The sequence below is a fragment of the Pseudomonas sp. Ors-4-3C genome (genome assembly GCF_055755035.1).
The window spans coordinates 6150253-6168371 of sequence record NZ_CM146900.1; the positions used below are offsets into that span (position 1 = coordinate 6150253).

At 61.6% G+C, this 18119-nt stretch carries 13 protein-coding genes; 11 read left to right on the forward strand and 2 right to left on the reverse strand.

Annotation, left to right across the window (positions count from 1 at the left end):
• The first annotated feature begins 159 nt into the window (after window positions 1–159).
• The 11 genes from rnr (at window position 160) to ACVHNU_RS27850 (ending at window position 17045) form a co-directional block, all read left to right on the forward strand.
• Window positions 160–2793, forward strand: coding sequence for a ribonuclease R (gene rnr, locus ACVHNU_RS27800; RefSeq protein ID WP_473018685.1), 2634 nt, complete (start codon window positions 160–162; stop codon window positions 2791–2793).
• Window positions 2790–3554, forward strand: coding sequence for a 23S rRNA (guanosine(2251)-2'-O)-methyltransferase RlmB (gene rlmB, locus ACVHNU_RS27805; RefSeq protein ID WP_003221131.1), 765 nt, complete (start codon window positions 2790–2792; stop codon window positions 3552–3554). Before rnr ends, rlmB begins: the two co-directional genes overlap by 4 nt.
• 309 nt (window positions 3555–3863) lie before the next feature.
• The gene (gene rpsF / locus ACVHNU_RS27810) at window positions 3864–4286 is read left to right on the forward strand and encodes a 30S ribosomal protein S6 (RefSeq protein WP_003221133.1); all 423 of its coding nucleotides are present in this window, start codon (window positions 3864–3866) and stop codon (window positions 4284–4286) included.
• 28 nt (window positions 4287–4314) lie between these two features.
• A complete protein-coding gene (gene rpsR / locus ACVHNU_RS27815) occupies window positions 4315–4545 on the forward strand; it encodes a 30S ribosomal protein S18 (protein ID WP_002551829.1) in 231 nt (76 codons plus the stop codon).
• Window positions 4546–4581: 36 nt separating this feature from the next.
• Window positions 4582–5475, forward strand: coding sequence for a hypothetical protein (locus ACVHNU_RS27820; protein WP_003221135.1), 894 nt, complete (start codon window positions 4582–4584; stop codon window positions 5473–5475).
• Window positions 5476–5494: 19 nt separating this feature from the next.
• The gene (gene rplI, locus ACVHNU_RS27825) at window positions 5495–5941 is read left to right on the forward strand and encodes a 50S ribosomal protein L9 (RefSeq protein ID WP_003221136.1); all 447 of its coding nucleotides are present in this window, start codon (window positions 5495–5497) and stop codon (window positions 5939–5941) included.
• Window positions 5942–6061: 120 nt separating this feature from the next.
• Window positions 6062–7459: a replicative DNA helicase gene (dnaB, locus tag ACVHNU_RS27830; protein ID WP_047600693.1), complete on the forward strand. Its 1398-nt coding sequence runs from the start codon at window positions 6062–6064 to the stop codon at window positions 7457–7459.
• A gap of 203 nt (window positions 7460–7662) precedes the next feature.
• Complete coding sequence (locus ACVHNU_RS27835) at window positions 7663–9966, forward strand: YgiQ family radical SAM protein (RefSeq protein WP_473018686.1); 2304 nt, start codon at window positions 7663–7665, stop codon at window positions 9964–9966.
• 338 nt (window positions 9967–10304) lie between these two features.
• Window positions 10305–13580: a transglutaminase family protein gene (locus ACVHNU_RS27840; RefSeq protein ID WP_473018687.1), complete on the forward strand. Its 3276-nt coding sequence runs from the start codon at window positions 10305–10307 to the stop codon at window positions 13578–13580.
• Between the two features lie 88 nt (window positions 13581–13668).
• Window positions 13669–16155 (forward strand): circularly permuted type 2 ATP-grasp protein, encoded by a 2487-nt coding sequence (locus ACVHNU_RS27845; RefSeq protein WP_473018688.1) that lies wholly within the window; start codon window positions 13669–13671, stop codon window positions 16153–16155.
• A complete protein-coding gene (locus ACVHNU_RS27850) occupies window positions 16155–17045 on the forward strand; it encodes a transglutaminase family protein (RefSeq protein ID WP_045122270.1) in 891 nt (296 codons plus the stop codon). Before ACVHNU_RS27845 ends, ACVHNU_RS27850 begins: the two co-directional genes overlap by 1 nt.
• Window positions 17046–17199: 154 nt before the next feature.
• Here ACVHNU_RS27850 and ACVHNU_RS27855 read toward each other — a convergent pair whose 3' ends face one another.
• Both ACVHNU_RS27855 and ACVHNU_RS27860 read right to left on the reverse strand, forming a co-directional pair.
• Complete coding sequence (locus ACVHNU_RS27855; RefSeq protein ID WP_097089877.1) at window positions 17200–17388, reverse strand: hypothetical protein; 189 nt, start codon at window positions 17386–17388, stop codon at window positions 17200–17202.
• Window positions 17389–17456: 68 nt separating this feature from the next.
• A complete protein-coding gene (locus ACVHNU_RS27860; RefSeq protein ID WP_003221147.1) occupies window positions 17457–18044 on the reverse strand; it encodes an LOG family protein in 588 nt (195 codons plus the stop codon).
• Between the last annotated feature and the right edge of the window lie 75 nt (window positions 18045–18119).

The window sequence follows — 18119 nt, forward strand, 5'->3', positions numbered from 1 at the left end:
CCTGTCAGCAAAAAAAATGAATTTTTTTACCGGCGGTGTTCAAAAGGGCTTTCAGGCGTCGATACAAGCCTATAGAAGGGCCTTATAGAGTCGGAAATTTCCCGTTTGATGGCGCCTATGCCAAACTAACCCGCATATAGACAAGGTGAAAACTCTCTAATGGCCGATTGGCAGTCCCTCGATCCCGAGGCCGCTCGTGAAGCGGAAAAATATGAAAACCCTATTCCCAGCCGCGAACTGATCCTTCAGCACCTTGCTGATCGGGGTTCGCCTGCTGCCCGTGAGCAACTGGTCGAAGAGTTTGGTCTGACCACCGAAGACCAGATCGAAGCCCTGCGCCGCCGTCTGCGCGCCATGGAGCGCGACGCTCAATTGATCTACACCCGCCGTGGCACCTATGCGCCAGTGGATAAGCTCGACCTGATCCTCGGCCGCATCAGCGGTCACCGTGACGGTTTCGGTTTCCTGGTGCCGGACGACGGTAGCGATGACCTGTTCATGAGCCCGGCGCAGATGCGTCTGGTGTTCGATGGTGACCGCGCGCTGGCCCGTGTTTCCGGTCTTGATCGTCGCGGGCGCCGTGAAGGCGTTATCGTCGAGGTGGTGTCCCGTGCCCACGAAACGATCGTCGGTCGCTACTTCGAAGAGGGCGGTATCGGTTTCGTCGTTGCCGACAACCCGAAGATCCAGCAGGAAGTGCTGGTCACCCCGGGCCGCAACGCCAACGCGCAGATCGGTCAGTTCGTCGAGGTGAAGATCACCCACTGGCCGACGCCGCGCTTCCAGCCGCAAGGCGATGTGGTCGAAGTGGTCGGCAACTACATGGCGCCGGGCATGGAAATCGATGTCGCGCTGCGTACCTACGACATTCCGCACGTCTGGCCTGAAGCCGTGCTGAAAGAAGCCGCCAAGCTCAAGCCTGAAGTCGAAGAAAAAGACAAAGAGAAGCGTGTCGACCTGCGCCATCTGCCGTTTGTCACCATCGACGGCGAAGATGCCCGCGACTTTGACGACGCGGTCTACTGCGAAGCCAAGCCCGGCAAGCTGCGCCTGTTCTCCGGTGGCTGGAAGTTGTACGTGGCGATTGCCGACGTTTCCAGCTACGTGAAGATCGGTTCGGCGCTGGACAACGAAGCCCAGGTGCGCGGCAACTCGGTGTATTTCCCCGAGCGCGTGGTGCCGATGCTGCCTGAGCAGCTGTCCAACGGACTGTGCTCGCTGAACCCGCACGTCGATCGTCTGGCCATGGTTTGCGAGATGACCATCTCCAAGTCCGGCGAAATGACCGACTACTGCTTCTATGAAGCGGTCATTCACTCCCACGCCCGCCTGACCTACAACAAGGTCAGCGCGATGCTGGAAACCCCGAAAGCCACCGAAGCGCGCAAGCTTCGCGGCGAATACACCGACGTGGTGCCGCACCTCAAGCAGCTCTATGCGCTGTACAAAGTGTTGCTGGCTGCCCGTCACGTGCGTGGCGCGATCGATTTCGAAACGCAGGAAACCCGAATCATCTTCGGTTCCGAGCGCAAGATTGCCGAAATCCGTCCGACCACCCGTAACGATGCGCACAAGCTGATCGAGGAATGCATGCTGGCGGCCAACGTGGCCACCGCCGAATTCCTCAAGAAGCACGAAATCCCTGCGCTGTACCGCGTCCACGACGGCCCGCCACCGGAGCGTCTGGAAAAACTGCGCGCGTTCCTCGGCGAACTCGGCCTGTCTCTGCACAAAGGCAAGGATGGCCCGTCGCCGAAGGACTATCAGGCCCTGTTGGCGAGCATCAAGGACCGTCCGGATTTCCATCTGATCCAGACCGTGATGCTGCGCTCCCTGAGTCAGGCGGTGTACAGCGCCCAGAACGAAGGCCACTTCGGCCTGAACTACGAAGCCTATACCCACTTCACTTCGCCGATCCGTCGTTACCCGGACCTGCTCACGCACCGCGCCATCCGCAGCGTGATCCATTCGAAACAGGACACTCCGCACGTTCGTCGTGCCGGGGCGATGACCATTCCGAAGGCGCGCATCTATCCGTACGACGAAGCGGCGCTGGAACAACTCGGCGAGCAGTGCTCGATGAGCGAGCGCCGTGCCGACGAAGCCACCCGCGACGTGGTGAACTGGCTCAAGTGCGAGTTCATGAAGGATCGCGTCGGCGAGTCGTTCCCGGGCGTGATCACTGCGGTGACCGGTTTTGGCCTGTTCGTCGAGCTGACCGACATCTACGTCGAAGGCCTGGTGCACGTCACCGCGCTGCCGGGCGATTACTACCACTTCGATCCTGTGCATCACCGCCTGGCGGGCGAGCGCACCGGTCGCAGCTTCCGTCTCGGCGATACCGTTGAAGTGCGCGTGATGCGCGTCGACCTCGACGAGCGCAAGATCGACTTCGAGATGGCTGAAAAAACCATCAGCGCACCGATTGGTCGCAAGATGCGCGGCAGCGAAAGCACCGCTCCGGCAGCGACCAAGGCTGTGGAAGAGAAGGCTCCGGCGAAAACCGCCAGCCGTCGTCCAGCCAAGGAAAAGGCTGCCGAGGCTTATCGCCCGAGCGATGCCGTGGCGAAAAACGCCGAGCTGCGCAAAAGCCGTGAAATGAAGAAGGCCTTGCTGGCCGACGCCAAAAGCGGTGGTAAAGCGGCGTCTGGGGGAAAGACCGGACGGTCGGCGCCTGACAAGGCTGTCGGCGGCAAGCCAGCCAAACCGAGCAAACACCGTAAAGGCCCGCCGAAAGCGGGTTCGGCTCCAGCCAAAAGTGGCGGGTCGCGTAAACCGAAGGCGAAGTCATGAGTCAGTTGGAAAAAATCTACGGCGTTCACGCGGTAGAAGCGTTGTTGCGTCACCACCCGAAACGCGTCAAGCAGATCTGGCTGGCTGAAAGCCGCAACGATCCGCGTGTGCAGACCCTGATCGAACTGGCCAACGAAAATCGTGTGCAGATCGGTCAGGCCGAGCGCCGCGAAATGGACGCCTGGGTTGAAGGCGTGCACCAGGGCGTGGTGGCGGACGTCAGTCCGAGTCAGGTCTGGGGCGAGGCGATGCTCGACGAGCTGCTCGACCGCACCGAAGGCGCACCGCTGTTGCTGGTGCTCGACGGCGTGACCGACCCGCACAACCTCGGTGCCTGCCTGCGTTCGGCGGATGCTGCCGGCGCGCTGGCGGTGATCGTGCCCAAGGACAAGTCGGCAACCCTGACGCCGGTGGTGCGTAAAGTGGCCTGCGGCGCGGCGGAAGTGATTCCGCTGGTGGCGGTGACCAACCTCGCGCGCACCCTGGAAAAGCTTCAGCAACGCGGTCTGTGGGTGGTCGGCACGGCGGGTGAGGCCGAGGTCAGCATTTATGACCAGGACCTGACCGGCCCGACCATCTTGATCATGGGCGCCGAAGGCAAGGGCATGCGTCGCCTGACCCGCGAGCACTGCGACTATCTGGTAAACCTGCCAATGGCCGGTAGCGTCAGCAGCCTCAACGTGTCCGTGGCGACCGGCGTGTGCCTGTTCGAAGCGCAGCGTCAACGCGGTGCCAAGGCCAAGGCTGCAGCCAAGAAATAAGGCTGTACGCAAACAAACAGTGGGAGCGGGCTTGCTCGCGAAAGCGGTGTGTCAGACAACAATAATGTTGCCTGATGAAACGCATTCGCGAGCAAGCCCACTCCCACAGTGTTTTGTGCGAAGGCGAAGAAATGGTGATTGTTCAAATAATCACCAATTGCCTTGCACCTCTGCAGTCCCTTCTCTACAATTGCGCCCCTTGCTGTGACGGCAGGCACGCATGTGCCCCGCGCCAGCAAGTCCATAAGTGTCATTCACTCCTTGTCTGACCGTTTTTGAGCGGCAGGCTACAACCCGTAAGGAGCATTCATGCGTCATTACGAAATCATCTTTCTGGTCCACCCTGACCAGAGCGAGCAAGTCGGCGGCATGGTTGAGCGTTACACCAAGCTGATCGAAGAAGACGGCGGCAAAATCCACCGTCTGGAAGACTGGGGCCGTCGTCAACTGGCCTACGCAATCAACAATGTTCACAAGGCTCACTACGTGATGCTGAACGTTGAGTGCACTGGCAAGGCCCTGGCCGAGCTGGAAGACAACTTCCGCTACAACGATGCAGTGATCCGTAACCTGGTCATCCGTCGCGACGAAGCCGTTACCGGCCAGTCCGAGATGCTCAAGGCTGAAGAAAACCGCAGTGAGCGCCGTGAGCGTCGCGACCGTCCTGAGCACTCCGACGCTGATGGCGTTGAGGGTGATGACAGCGACAACAGCGATAACGCTGACGAGTAATCCACGGACCTTTTAAGGAGCCTATCAAATGGCACGTTTCTTCCGTCGTCGTAAATTCTGCCGCTTCACCGCTGAAGACGTGAAAGAGATCGATTACAAAGATCTCAACACTCTGAAAGCCTACGTATCCGAGACCGGCAAAATCGTTCCAAGCCGCATCACCGGTACCAAAGCTCGTTATCAGCGTCAGCTGGCCACCGCTATCAAGCGCGCCCGCTTCCTGGCCCTGCTGGCCTACACCGACAGCCACGGCCGCTGAGACCGGGCAGTCGACAAGTAGCAAAGGATTGAATGCATGCGTGCCATAGCTGAGTTCATCATGCGCGGCCGCATGCAGGCCACTCTCGTAGTGGCCGGGTGTGCAACATTGCCGTTGTTGTATTGGTTGGGTGCTGCCGCCGGGAGCCTGGTGCTTCTGCGGCGCGGACTGACGGACGCCATTGGCGTTCTGTCCCTGGGGCTGCTGCCGGCATTGATCTGGTGGCTGTATGCCGATGATCCACGGGCACTTCTGGTGCTGCTAGGGTCTTCGGGGCTTGCGTTGGTGTTGCGCGCAAGCGAATCCTGGGTCCGCACGCTGCTGGTCAGCGTAGTGATTGGAGTGGTGTTTTCAGTGGTGCTCGGGGCAGCGTTTGCGGCCCAGATCGAGATGCTCGCGCAGGCCTTGATAAAGGTCATGCCGGCGCTTCTTGGTGAAACCTACAAGCAATTGTCGGTCGATGAGCAAGCGCGCTTCGCGTCCCTGATTGCACCAGTCCTGACCGGACTGATTGCGGCTCTGTTGCAGATCGTCAGCGTGCTGAGCCTGATTGTCGGGCGGCATTGGCAGGCGTTGTTGTACAACCCGGGTGGTTTTGGTCGCGAGTTTCGCGCCATCCGGATCCCGCTGGGGCCGGCGATGTTGCTGCTGGCGTTGATGCTTCTGGGCCCGAATCTCGGTGCACAGATGGCCATGTTGACGCCGTTGTGCAGTGTACCGCTGGTGTTCGCCGGACTCGCCCTGATTCACGGGCTGGTCGGGCAGAAGCGACTGGCCGGTTTCTGGCTGGTGGGGTTGTACGTCACGCTGCTGTTGTTCATGCAGCTGCTCTATCCGTTGCTCGTGGTTCTGGCCATTGTCGACAGCCTGATTGATTTTCGCGGTCGTCACGTGTCGAAAGACACCGATAACGCGAACGGTGAAGGTTAAAAGTTAAGAGGATTTCCACATGCAACTGATCCTTCTGGAAAAAATCGCCAACCTGGGCAACCTGGGCGACAAAGTAAACGTTAAGGCCGGTTACGGCCGTAACTACCTGCTGCCTTTCGGCAAAGCTACCGCTGCGACCGCTGCCAACCTGGCTGCGTTCGAAGAGCGTCGTGCTGAGCTGGAAAAAGCTGCCGCAGACCGTAAAGCATCGGCTGAAAGCCGTGCTGCCCAACTGGCCGAGCTGGAAGTGACCATCACTGCCACCGCTGGCGACGAAGGCAAGCTGTTCGGTTCGATCGGTACTCACGACATCGCTGACGCACTGACCGCTTCCGGCGTTGAAGTGCAGAAGAGCGAAGTTCGTCTGCCGAACGGCACCATCCGCAACGTGGGTGAATTCGACGTGGCTGTGCACCTGCACGCCGAAGTTGAAGCCACCGTACGCGTTGTCGTGGTAGCAGCTTAAGCAATACTTGTCGGCTGGCACCCTCGGGTGCTTGCCGGTAACATCGGGCACGATCCTGTTTACAGGTCGTGCCCTTTGTCTTTCTGGTAATCCCGTTTTCAAACCTGACTCCAAGTGGCCATGAACGAAATCACCGCTCCCGAGCAATACGATCTGCAAACCGCCGCGCTGAAAGTGCCGCCGCATTCCATCGAGGCCGAACAGGCCGTACTCGGTGGTCTGATGCTGGACAACAACGCCTGGGAACGCGTGCTCGATCAAGTCTCCGACGGCGATTTCTACCGACATGACCACCGTCTGATCTTCCGTGCGATCGCCAAACTGGCCGATCAGAACATGCCGATCGACGTCGTGACCCTTGCCGAGCAACTGGACAAGGAAGGTCAGACGTCCCAGGTCGGCGGCCTCGGTTACCTCGGCGAACTGGCAAAAAACACGCCGTCCGTCGCCAACATCAAGGCCTATGCGCAGATCGTTCGCCAGCGCGCGACGTTGCGCCAGTTGATCGGTATCAGCACCGAAATTGCCGACGCCGCGTTCAACCCCGAAGGCCGTACCGCCGAAGAGATCCTTGACGAGGCCGAACGGCAGATCTTCCAGATTGCCGAGGCGCGGCCGAAGACCGGCGGCCCGGTGGGGGTCAACGAACTGTTGACCAAGGCCATCGACCGCATCGACACCCTGTTCAACACCGCCGACGCGATCACCGGCCTGTCCACCGGTTATACCGACCTCGACGAGAAGACCAGCGGCCTGCAGCCGTCCGACCTGATCATCGTCGCCGGCCGTCCGTCTATGGGTAAAACCACCTTCGCCATGAACCTGGTGGAAAACGCCGTACTGCGCAGCGACAAGGCCGTACTGGTGTACTCCCTCGAGATGCCAGGCGAATCGCTGATCATGCGTATGCTCTCGTCCCTGGGCCGGATCGACCAGACCAAGGTGCGTTCCGGCCAACTGGAAGACGACGACTGGCCGCGCCTGACCTCGGCGGTCAACCTGCTCAACGACCGCAAGCTGTTCATCGATGACACGGCCGGCATCAGCCCGTCGGAAATGCGTGCGCGAACCCGACGTCTGGTGCGCGAGCACGGCGACGTCGGCCTGATCATGATCGACTACCTGCAGTTGATGCAGATTCCGGGTTCCAGCGGTGACAACCGGACCAACGAGATTTCTGAGATCTCCCGATCCCTGAAAGCCCTGGCCAAGGAATTCAACTGCCCGGTGGTGGCGCTGTCGCAGCTCAACCGTTCCCTAGAACAACGTCCCAACAAGCGTCCGGTGAACTCCGACTTGCGGGAATCCGGAGCGATCGAGCAGGACGCCGACGTCATCATGTTCGTGTACCGAGACGAGGTGTATCACCCGGAGACCGAGCACAAGGGCATCGCCGAAATCATCATCGGCAAGCAGCGGAACGGCCCGATCGGCTTTATCCGCCTGGCCTTTATCGGTAAGTACACCCGCTTCGAAAACCTCGCGCCGGGCAGTTACAACTTCGACGACGACGAGTAACGTCGAGCACTTGTGGCGAGGGAGCTTGCTCCCGCCGGGTTGCGCAGCAGCCCCCAAAATTCGACTGCTGCGCAGCCGATCGGGAGCAAGTTCCCTCGCCACAGGTAAAGCACAATTTCCGACCACAGCCGTCGGAATTGGTCAAAATTTGTGCTATATTCCGCGCCCGCGAAATTCAATGAAAGCCAACACCGGTTATCGACATGCACGCAGCCAAGCCGTTATTTGACTATCCAAAGTACTGGGCCGAATGTTTCGGGCCAGCGCCATTCCTGCCGATGAGCAGGGAGGAGATGGATCAGCTCGGCTGGGATTCCTGCGACATCATCATCGTCACTGGTGATGCCTACGTCGATCACCCGTCGTTCGGCATGGCGATCATCGGCCGGCTGCTGGAGTCCCAGGGCTTCCGCGTCGGGATCATTGCCCAGCCGAACTGGCAGTCCAAAGACGACTTCATGAAGCTCGGTGAGCCGAACCTGTTCTTCGGCGTCGCGGCCGGCAACATGGACTCGATGATCAACCGCTACACCGCGGACAAGAAAATCCGTTCCGACGACGCCTACACCCCGGGTGGCATGGCGGGCAAACGTCCGGATCGCGCGAGCCTGGTCTACAGCCAGCGCTGCAAGGAAGCCTACAAGCACGTGCCGATCGTCCTCGGCGGCATCGAAGCTTCGCTGCGCCGCATCGCCCACTACGACTACTGGCAGGATCGTGTACGCAACTCGATCCTGATCGACGCCAGCGCCGACATTCTGCTGTACGGCAACGCCGAGCGCGCCATCGTCGAAGTGGCCCAGCGTCTGTCCTACGGGCACAAGATCGAAGACATCACCGACGTGCGCGGCACCGCATTCATCCGTCGTGACACGCCGCAGGGCTGGTACGAAGTCGATTCCACGCGCATCGACCGTCCGGGCAAGGTCGACAAGATCATCAACCCGTACGTCAACACCCAGGACACCCAGGCTTGCGCCATCGAGCAAGAAAAGGGACCGGTGGATGATCCCGAGGAAGCCAAGGTCGTACAGATCCTGGCCAGCCCGCGCATGACCCGCGACAAGACCGTGATCCGCCTGCCGTCGATGGAAAAGGTGCGTAACGACCCGGTCCTGTACGCCCACGCCAACCGCGTGCTGCATCTGGAAACCAACCCGGGTAACGCCCGCGCGCTGGTGCAGAAGCATGGCGAGGTCGACGTCTGGTTTAACCCGCCACCGATTCCGATGACCACTGAAGAAATGGACTACGTGTTCGGCATGCCTTATGCCCGGGTTCCGCACCCGGCGTACGGCAAGGAGAAGATCCCGGCCTACGACATGATCCGTTTCTCGGTGAACATCATGCGCGGCTGCTTCGGCGGTTGCACCTTCTGCTCGATCACCGAGCACGAAGGCCGGATCATCCAGAACCGATCCGAAGAGTCGATCATTCGCGAAATCGAAGAGATCCGCGACAAGGTCCCGGGCTTCACTGGCGTCATCTCCGACCTCGGCGGCCCGACCGCGAACATGTACCGCATCGCCTGCAAGAGCCCGGAAATCGAATCCGCGTGCCGCAAGCCGTCCTGCGTGTTCCCGGGCATCTGCCCGAACCTGAACACCGACCACTCGTCGCTGATTCAGCTGTACCGCAGTGCCCGTGCCTTGCCGGGTGTGAAGAAGATCCTGATCGCCTCCGGCCTGCGTTACGACCTCGCGGTCGAGTCGCCGGAGTACGTCAAAGAGCTGGTGACCCACCACGTCGGTGGCTACCTGAAGATCGCCCCGGAACACACCGAGGAAGGTCCGCTCAACCAGATGATGAAACCGGGCATTGGCAGCTATGACAAGTTCAAGCGCATGTTCGAGAAGTACACCAAGGAAGCAGGCAAAGAGCAGTACCTGATCCCGTACTTCATCGCCGCGCACCCGGGCACTACCGACGAAGACATGATGAACCTGGCGCTGTGGCTCAAGGGCAACGGCTTCCGTGCCGACCAGGTGCAGGCGTTCTACCCGTCGCCGATGGCCACCGCCACCGCGATGTACCACTCGGGCAAGAACCCGCTGCGCAAGGTCACCTACAAGAGCGACGGTGTGACCATCGTCAAGAGCGAAGAGCAGCGTCGTCTGCACAAGGCGTTCTTGCGTTATCACGACCCTAAAGGCTGGCCGATGCTGCGTGAAGCGCTGATCCGCATGGGCCGTGGTGATCTGATCGGTCCGGGCAAGGATCAGTTGATTCCGCTGCATCAACCGGCTACCGACAGCTACCAGAGCGCCCGTCGCAAGAACTCGACGCCGGCCGGCAGCCACAAGGTCGCGAAAGAGAAGACCACCAAGATTCTCACCCAGCACAACGGCCTGCCGCCGCGTGCCAGCGACGGTGGCAATCCTTGGGACAAGCGTGAACAAGCCAAGGCTGCGGCGTTCGCCCGCAACCAGCAGGCGGCCAAGGAACGCAAGGAAGCGGCCAAGGGCAAGGGGCCGAAGCCGGCTCGCAAGCCCGTCGTTCCGCGCTAAGTCGCTTTTTGTTTCAACAGAACGCCAACCTTCGGGTTGGCGTTTTGCATTTCAGGGCTCAGGAAGTGCGCTGAATCGACTGGCCCCTTCGCGAGCAAGCCCGCTCCCACAGTTGGAATGCGGTCTCCTGTGGGAGCGGGCTTGCTCGCGAAGGCGTCATCTCAGGCGCCGCATCTACCACTGCCGCCACATTTCGGCGCAACTTCCTCAATCCATTTCCCCGCATCGCCCGATTTTGGTGCTGTACTGCCCTGAGCATTCCGGGAAAGCGCCCAAGCCTCTGCATGGCATAAGTCTTGCGCGCTTTCGAATACGCTTAGGCTCGCAGGAGGCACGCCGTGTCGATTCATGTCGCATTGCATCACGTCACGCATTACCGCTACGACCGCGCTGTCGAACTCGGCCCGCAGATCGTTCGCCTGCGCCCGGCCGCCCACAGCCGCACGCGGATCCTCTCGTATGCGCTGAAGGTCTCGCCCGAGCAGCATTTCATCAACTGGCAGCAAGACCCGCAGGGCAACTACCTCGCGCGTCTGGTGTTCCCCGAGAAAACCGACGAGTTGCGCATCGAAGTCGACCTGCTGGCCGAGATGGCGGTGTTCAACCCGTTCGATTTCTTCCTCGAACCCTACGCCGAGAAAATCCCCTTCACCTACGCGGCCGATGAGCGTAAGGAGCTGGCGCCGTACCTCGAAACCCTGCCGCTGACGCCCGCCTTCAAAGCCTATCTGGACGGGATCGACCGCACGCCGCAGCCCGCCGTGGATTTCCTGGTGATGCTCAACCAGCGTCTCAGCGAAGACATCCGCTACCTGATCCGCATGGAACCGGGCGTGCAAACCCCGGAACACACCCTCGAACATGCGTCCGGTTCCTGCCGTGACTCGGCGTGGCTGCTGGTGCAGTTGCTGCGCAACCTCGGGCTGGCCGCGCGGTTCGTCTCCGGTTATCTGATTCAACTGACCGCTGACGTGAAGAGCCTCGACGGCCCGTCCGGTACCGAAGTGGACTTCACTGATCTGCACGCGTGGTGCGAGGTGTACTTGCCCGGCGCTGGCTGGATCGGTCTGGATGCCACGTCCGGGCTGTTCGCCGGTGAAGGGCATATCCCGCTGGCCTGCAGTCCCGATCCGTCCTCGGCGGCGCCGATCAGTGGCCTGGTGGAACCGTGCGAGTGCCAGTTCAGCCACGAAATGTCGGTGGAGCGGATCTGGGAAGCGCCACGGGTCACCAAACCCTACACCGATGAGCAGTGGCTGGCGATTCAGGCGCTGGGCCGACAGATCGATGCCGATCTGCTGGAAGGCGATGTGCGCCTGACCATGGGCGGCGAGCCGACCTTCGTCTCCATCGACGATCCGGACGGTGCCGAATGGAACACCGCCGCACTGGGCCCGGACAAGCGCCGACTCTCCGCCGAACTGTTCCAGCGCATGCGCCAGCACTATGCGCCGAAAGGTCTGGTGCATTTCGGTCAGGGCAAGTGGTATCCCGGCGAGCCATTGCCGCGCTGGTCACTCAACTGCTATTGGCGCCGCGACGGCGTGCCGATCTGGCACAACAACGCGCTGATCGCCGACGAGCAGCAGGACTATGGCGCCAATGGCGAACTGGCCGGGCGTTTTCTGGCGAGTGTTGCCGAACGCCTGAAACTGCCCGCACGTTTCGTGTTTCCAGCCTACGAAGACCATTTCTATTACCTCTGGCGTGAGGGCGCATTGCCGAGCAACGTCAGTGCTGAAGATTCGCGACTGGAAGAGCCACTGGAGCGTGCGCGACTGCGCAAGGTTTTCGCTCAGGGCCTGGATAAAGTGATCGGCCAGGTGCTGCCGCTGGCGCGTACCGCCAAGGGTGATCAATGGCAGAGCGGGCGCTGGTATCTGCGCGACGAGCATTGCCGACTGGTGCCGGGGGATTCACCGCTGGGTTACCGCTTGCCGCTCGCCTCGCAGCCGTGGGTTAAGGCGGCGGAGTACCCGTTCATTCATCCCAGCGATCCGAATCAGGACTTCCCCGAGCTGCCGGATATCGCGCAGCTCAACAGCCATGCCGAACCCGCCGCAGCCGCCGAACGTGCGCCGAAGATCGACGAGTCCGCCGACTGGCTGACCCGCACCGCATTCTGTGCAGAGGCCCGTGAAGGGCGTCTGTATCTGTTCATGCCGCCGCTGGAGCGGGTCGAGGACTATCTGGAGCTGGTGGCGGCCATCGAAGCCACCGCCGAAGAGCTGCATTGCCCGGTATTGCTGGAAGGTTACGAGCCGCCGAGTGATCCGCGCCTGAGCAATTTCCGCATCACCCCGGATCCGGGCGTGATCGAGGTCAACGTGCAGCCTTCCGCGACCTGGGACGAACTGGTCGAGCGCACCGAGTTTCTTTATGAAGAGGCGCGACAGACGCGGCTGACCACCGAGAAATTCATGATCGACGGCCGCCACACCGGCACCGGCGGCGGCAACCATTTCGTCCTTGGTGGCGCGACCCCGGCGGACTCACCGTTCCTGCGCCGCCCGGACCTGCTGCGCAGCCTGATCAGCTACTGGCACAACCATCCGTCGCTGTCCTACCTGTTTTCCGGCTTGTTCATCGGCCCGACCTCTCAGGCGCCGCGGGTCGATGAAGCCCGCAACGACGCCTTGTACGAACTGGAAATCGCCTTTGCGCAGATGCCAGAACCGGGCGAAGCGTGCGCGCCGTGGCTGGTGGATCGACTGCTGCGCAATCTGCTGATCGACGTCACCGGCAACACCCATCGTGCCGAGTTCTGCATCGACAAACTGTATTCGCCGGACGGCGCCACCGGGCGTCTCGGCCTGCTGGAGCTGCGCGCTTTCGAAATGCCGCCGCACGCGCGCATGAGCCTTGCCCAGCAGTTGCTGTTGCGGGCACTGGTGGCACGCTTCTGGCGTGAGCCGTATGCGCCGCCGAAGTTGGCGCGCTGGGGCACCGAGCTACACGACCGCTTCATGCTGCCGCACTTTATCGAGCAGGATTTTGCCGACGTCATCGTCGAACTGAACAACGCCGGTTATCCATTGCGCGCCGAGTGGTTCGCCGCGCATCTGCAGTTCCGCTTTCCCAAGGTCGGCGATTACGCGGTCAGTGGCATCGAGATGGAACTGCGTCAGGCGCTGGAGCCTTGGCATGTGCTGGGCGAGGAGGGCACGGCGGGCGGCACGGTGCGTTATGTCGATTCGTCGCTGGAGCGTTTGCAGATCAAACTCAGCGGTCTGCCGCCGCAGCGTTATCTGCTGACCTGCAACGGTATTCCGGTGCCGCTGCAACCGACCGGGCGCATCGGTGAGTTCGTCGCGGGTGTGCGCTTTCGGGCCTGGCAACCGGCCAACTGTCTGCAACCGACCATTCCGGTGCACGCGCCGCTGGTGTTCGATTTGCTCGATACCTGGATGCAACGTTCGCTGGGCGGTTGCCAGTACCACGTTGCACACCCGGGCGGGCGTAATTACGAGACCTTGCCGGTCAATGCCAACGAAGCGGAGAGCCGGCGCATGGCGCGGTTTTTCCGCATCGGACACACGCCGGGGAAACTTCCGATACCTAACCTGACAATCTCCGACGAGCTGCCGATGACGCTCGATTTGCGACGTTTCTAAGTCCTGCACGACATGCGGATTTTTCGTATATCCGCACGTCATGTGCCTGCGTTAGTCTGACCGTTCCCTGCTGTCTGCCGAGCTTTCCATGCCTGACCTGCTAGACCGCTACCCGCTGACCGCGGGCACTTATCACGAACTGCTGAATGACAGCGGGGAAGTGCGCCCGCATTGGCGGCGGCTGTTCGATCAATTGCAGCGCAGCACCCCGGCGCAACTGGTGCAGCGGCAGGCGCTGCTGGCCCGGCAGATTCAGGAAAACGGCGTGACCTACAACGTCTATGCCGATCCCAAGGGCGCCGACCGCCCGTGGGAGCTGGACCTGCTGCCGCACGTGATCGCTGCTGATGAGTGGCAGCAACTGTCGGCGGGGATTGCCCAGCGTGCACGGTTGCTCAATGCGGTGCTGGCTGATCTGTACGGGCCGCAGCGGTTGATCAGCGAAGGGCTGTTACCGGCGGAGCTGGTGTTCGGCCACAACAATTTTCTCTGGCCCTGTCAGGGCATTGCTCCGCCTGAAGGGGCCTTTCTGCATCTGTACGCCGTGGACCTGGCGCGCACGCCGGACGGACGCTGGTGGGTCACGGCGGATCGTACCCAGGCGCCGTCGGGCGCGGGTTATGCGCTGGAAAACCGCACCATCGTTTCGCGGGCGTTTCCCGAGTTGTACCGCGATCTGAAAGTGCAGCACCTGGCCGGCTTCTTCCGCACCCTGCAGGAAACCCTCGCGCGTCAGGCGCCGTGTGCCGACGACGCGCCGCTGGTGGTGTTGCTGACGCCCGGGCGCTTCAACGAAAGTTACTTCGAACACCTTTATCTGGCACGCCAGCTCGGTTATCCGTTGGTGGAGGGCGGCGACCTCACCGTGCGCGATGCCACGGTGTACCTGAAAACCCTCAGTGGTCTGCGCCGGGTGCACGCGATCATGCGCCGGCTCGACGATGACTTCTGCGATCCGCTGGAGCTGCGCACCGATTCGGCACTTGGTGTGCCTGGTCTGCTGGAAGCGGTGCGTCAGGGCCGGGTGCTGGTGGCCAACGCCTTGGGCAGCGGCGTGCTGGAATCACCGGGATTGCTCGGATTTTTACCGAAGATCAATCAGTACCTGTTCGGCGAAGAACTGCTCCTGCCGTCTATCGCCACCTGGTGGTGCGGCGAGGCGCCGGTGCTGGCGCAGGCGCTGGAAAAGCTTCCCGAGCTGCTGATCAAACCGGCATTCCCCTCGCAAAGCTTCGCGCCGGTATTCGGCCGCGATCTGAGTGAACAACAGCGCCAGGCACTTGCCGAGCGCATGCAGGCGCGGCCGTACGCGTATGTCGCGCAAGAGTTGGCGCAGCTGTCCCAGGCGCCGATCTGGCAGGCCGAAGACGGTCAACTGCAACCGCGAGCGATCGGCATGCGCGTGTACGCGGTGGCCAGTGGTGACGGCTATCGCGTATTGCCCGGTGGGCTGACCCGGGTCGCCGCCGAGGCCGATGCCGAAGTGGTGTCGATGCAACGTGGCGGAGCGAGCAAGGACACCTGGGTGCTGGGCGAGCGTGCGCCCAGCGGCGAACAGTGGAAAACCCAGCGCAACGTCGGCGTACACGATCTGGTGCGCCGCGACCCTTACCTGCCCTCGCGGGTGGTGGAGAACCTGTTCTGGTTCGGCCGCTACTGCGAGCGTTGCGACGACAGTGCGCGACTGCTGCGAATCATGCTCGCGCGTTATGTCGATGGCGACGATCCGCAAGCCTTGCAGGCCGCCGTGGAGCTGGGCGAGCGGCTGATGTTGCTGCCGGAGGAGGGTGAGTTGCCGGAGCGGCTGCTGGCGGCGCTGCTCGGCGAGGACTGGTCGTTCAGTCTGCGCTCCAACCTGCAGCGCCTGCAGTGGGCGGCCTCGCAGGTGCGCGGCAAGCTCTCGCGGGAGAACTGGCAGGCGTTGGTCGAGTTGCAACGCGAGGCGCTGGAACTGGACACCGAGGAGCCGGACTTCGGCGAGTTGCTGGATTTCCTCAACCGGCTGGTGATGTCGCTGGCGGCGCTTTCGGGTTTCGCGCTCGACGACATGACCCGCGACGAAGGCTGGCGCTTTCTGATGATCGGTCGGCGGATCGAACGGTTGCAGTTTCTCAGCCGCAGTCTGGCCGCATTTCTGCGCGGCGCCGGGGCGTTCGATCAGGCGGGGCTGGAATGGCTGCTGGAACTGGGCAACAGCAGCATCACCTACCGTTCGCGGTATCTGGCGGTGGCGCAGTTGATTCCGGTGCTCGACCTGTTGCTGCTGGATGAGCAGAACCCGCACGCGGTGCTGTTCCAGTTGAAACTGGTGACCCGCACACTCAAGCGCCTGAATGATGATTTCGGCGTGCCTCGCGAGGCGGGGTTGCCGCAATTGGTCGAGCGTCTGGCGCGGTTCGATCTGGGCTGTCTGGAGAATCCGCTGTTCGGGGAGAACAGCGTGCGTGCCGCGCTCGATGGTCTGGCGGATCTGCTGCAAGAGATTGCCGAGGCCAGCGGTCAGGTGTCCGATCGTCTGGCGCTGCGCCACTTTGCCCATGTCGATGATGTCAGCCAGCGTACGGTGTCCGTCTGATGAGCGCGCATTACCAGATCTTTCACGACACCTGTTACCACTACGACAGCCCGGTTTCCCTGGCACAGCAATTGGCGCACCTGTGGCCGCGCGAGTGCACATGGCAGCGCTGCACCGAGCAGCAATTGCTGATCAGCCCGGAGCCGACCACGCGGCGGGATGAACTGGATGTGTTCGGCAATCCGCTGACCCGGCTGGCCTTTGAGCGCCCGCATGATGAATTGCAGGTCAACGCGCGGCTCACGGTTGAGGTGCTGGCGCGGCCGCTGGCGGATTTCGATCTGTCCCCGGCGTGGGAGCAGACGCGCAACGCGCTGACCTACAGCAGCCTGCCGTTGTCTGCTGAAATGCTGGAGGCTTGTCGCTATCGCTTTCAGTCACCCTACGTGCATTTGAAACGCAGTTTCGTCGAGTTTTCCGAAAGCTGTTTTCCACCGGGCAGGCCCTTGTTGCTGGGCGTGCAGGCGTTGATGCAGAAGATTTTCAGCGAATTCACCTTCGACGCCGAGGCGACGCAAGTGGCGACGCCGCTGGTCGAGGTGCTGGAGCGCCGACGCGGCGTGTGTCAGGACTTCGCCCACCTGATGCTTGCCTGCGTGCGTTCACGGGGGCTGGCGGCGCGTTACATCAGTGGTTATCTGCTGACCCAGCCGCCACCGGGGCAGCCACGGCTGATTGGCGCCGATGCGTCGCATGCCTGGGTGTCAGTATTTTGTCCGGTACTGGGGTGGGTGGATTTCGATCCGACCAACAACGTGCAGCCGGCGCTGGAGCACATCACCCTGGCGTGGGGCCGGGATTTTTCCGATGTGTCGCCGTTGCGCGGGGTGATTCTGGGGGGCGGTTCGCATGATCCGGAAGTGCGGGTCACGGTGATGCCATTGGAATGAAGACAATCGAGAGTGGGGAGCTTTTGTGGCGAGGGAGCTTGCTCCCGCTCGACTGCGAAGCAGTTGCAAAACAATTTGGGGTCGCTGCGCAACCCAGCGGGAGCAAGCTCCCTCGCCACAGATCGCTCCCTCTGGGAGCGAATCAGCAATCAGCTCAGGCGTCAGGCGCCTGGTCTTTCGGTGCATCAACAACTTCATCATCGTTGTCAGTCGCCACTTCACCGTCAGGGTTCAGTGCCGCTTCTTCAGCCTGCTGTTTCTTGCGCTGAAGCTTTTCCTCTTTCTTCTTTTCCTTTTCCAGGTCTCGTTGACGTTTGGCGAAGGAGTAATTGGGTTTGGCCATGGGCGATCCTCTGGGGTCGAAGGTGAGGTTGAGCGGCGCGTATTCTGCCCTGTATCGGTGCCTGGCGGTTAGCCGGGTTTTTGGTCGACCCACTTGGGCGTGACGGTCGGCTTCCAGTTATCCAGGGCGTCGAGCAGCGTTTGTGCTGATTCGCTCACTTGCAGCATGTCACGGTGTGGGGCGCGAACGAAGCCTTCGCCGACGATATGGTCAAGAAAAGCGGTGAGTTTGCTGTAAAAACCGTTCACCTCAAGCAGCCCCAGCGGCTTGCCGTGGTAACCGAGCTGGCCCCAGGTCCAGACTTCGAACAGCTCTTCCAGCGTGCCGAGGCCGCCGGGCAACGCGATGAACGCATCGCTCAGTTCAGCCATGCGGGCCTTGCGCGCGTGCATGCCATCGACCACTTCGAGACGCGTCAGGCTTTTGTGACCGATCTCCTTGTCCATCAGGCTTTGCGGAATGATCCCGATCACTTCGCCGCCGGCGGCCAGTGCGGCGTCCGCCACCAGGCCCATCAGGCCCACGGCACCCCCACCGTAAACCAGCGTCAGTTGGCGCTCGGCGAGTGCCCGGCCAAGGGCTTGGGCGGCTTCGGTGTAAGCCGGATCAGTGCCGGCGTTGGCACCGCAAAATACACAAACGGATTTGAGAGACATGCCTTCCTCCTGGGTCAATCCGTCACAGGGTAATGGCTGGCACGCCTTGATCCAAGGACTAAGCTTCGCGTTCTG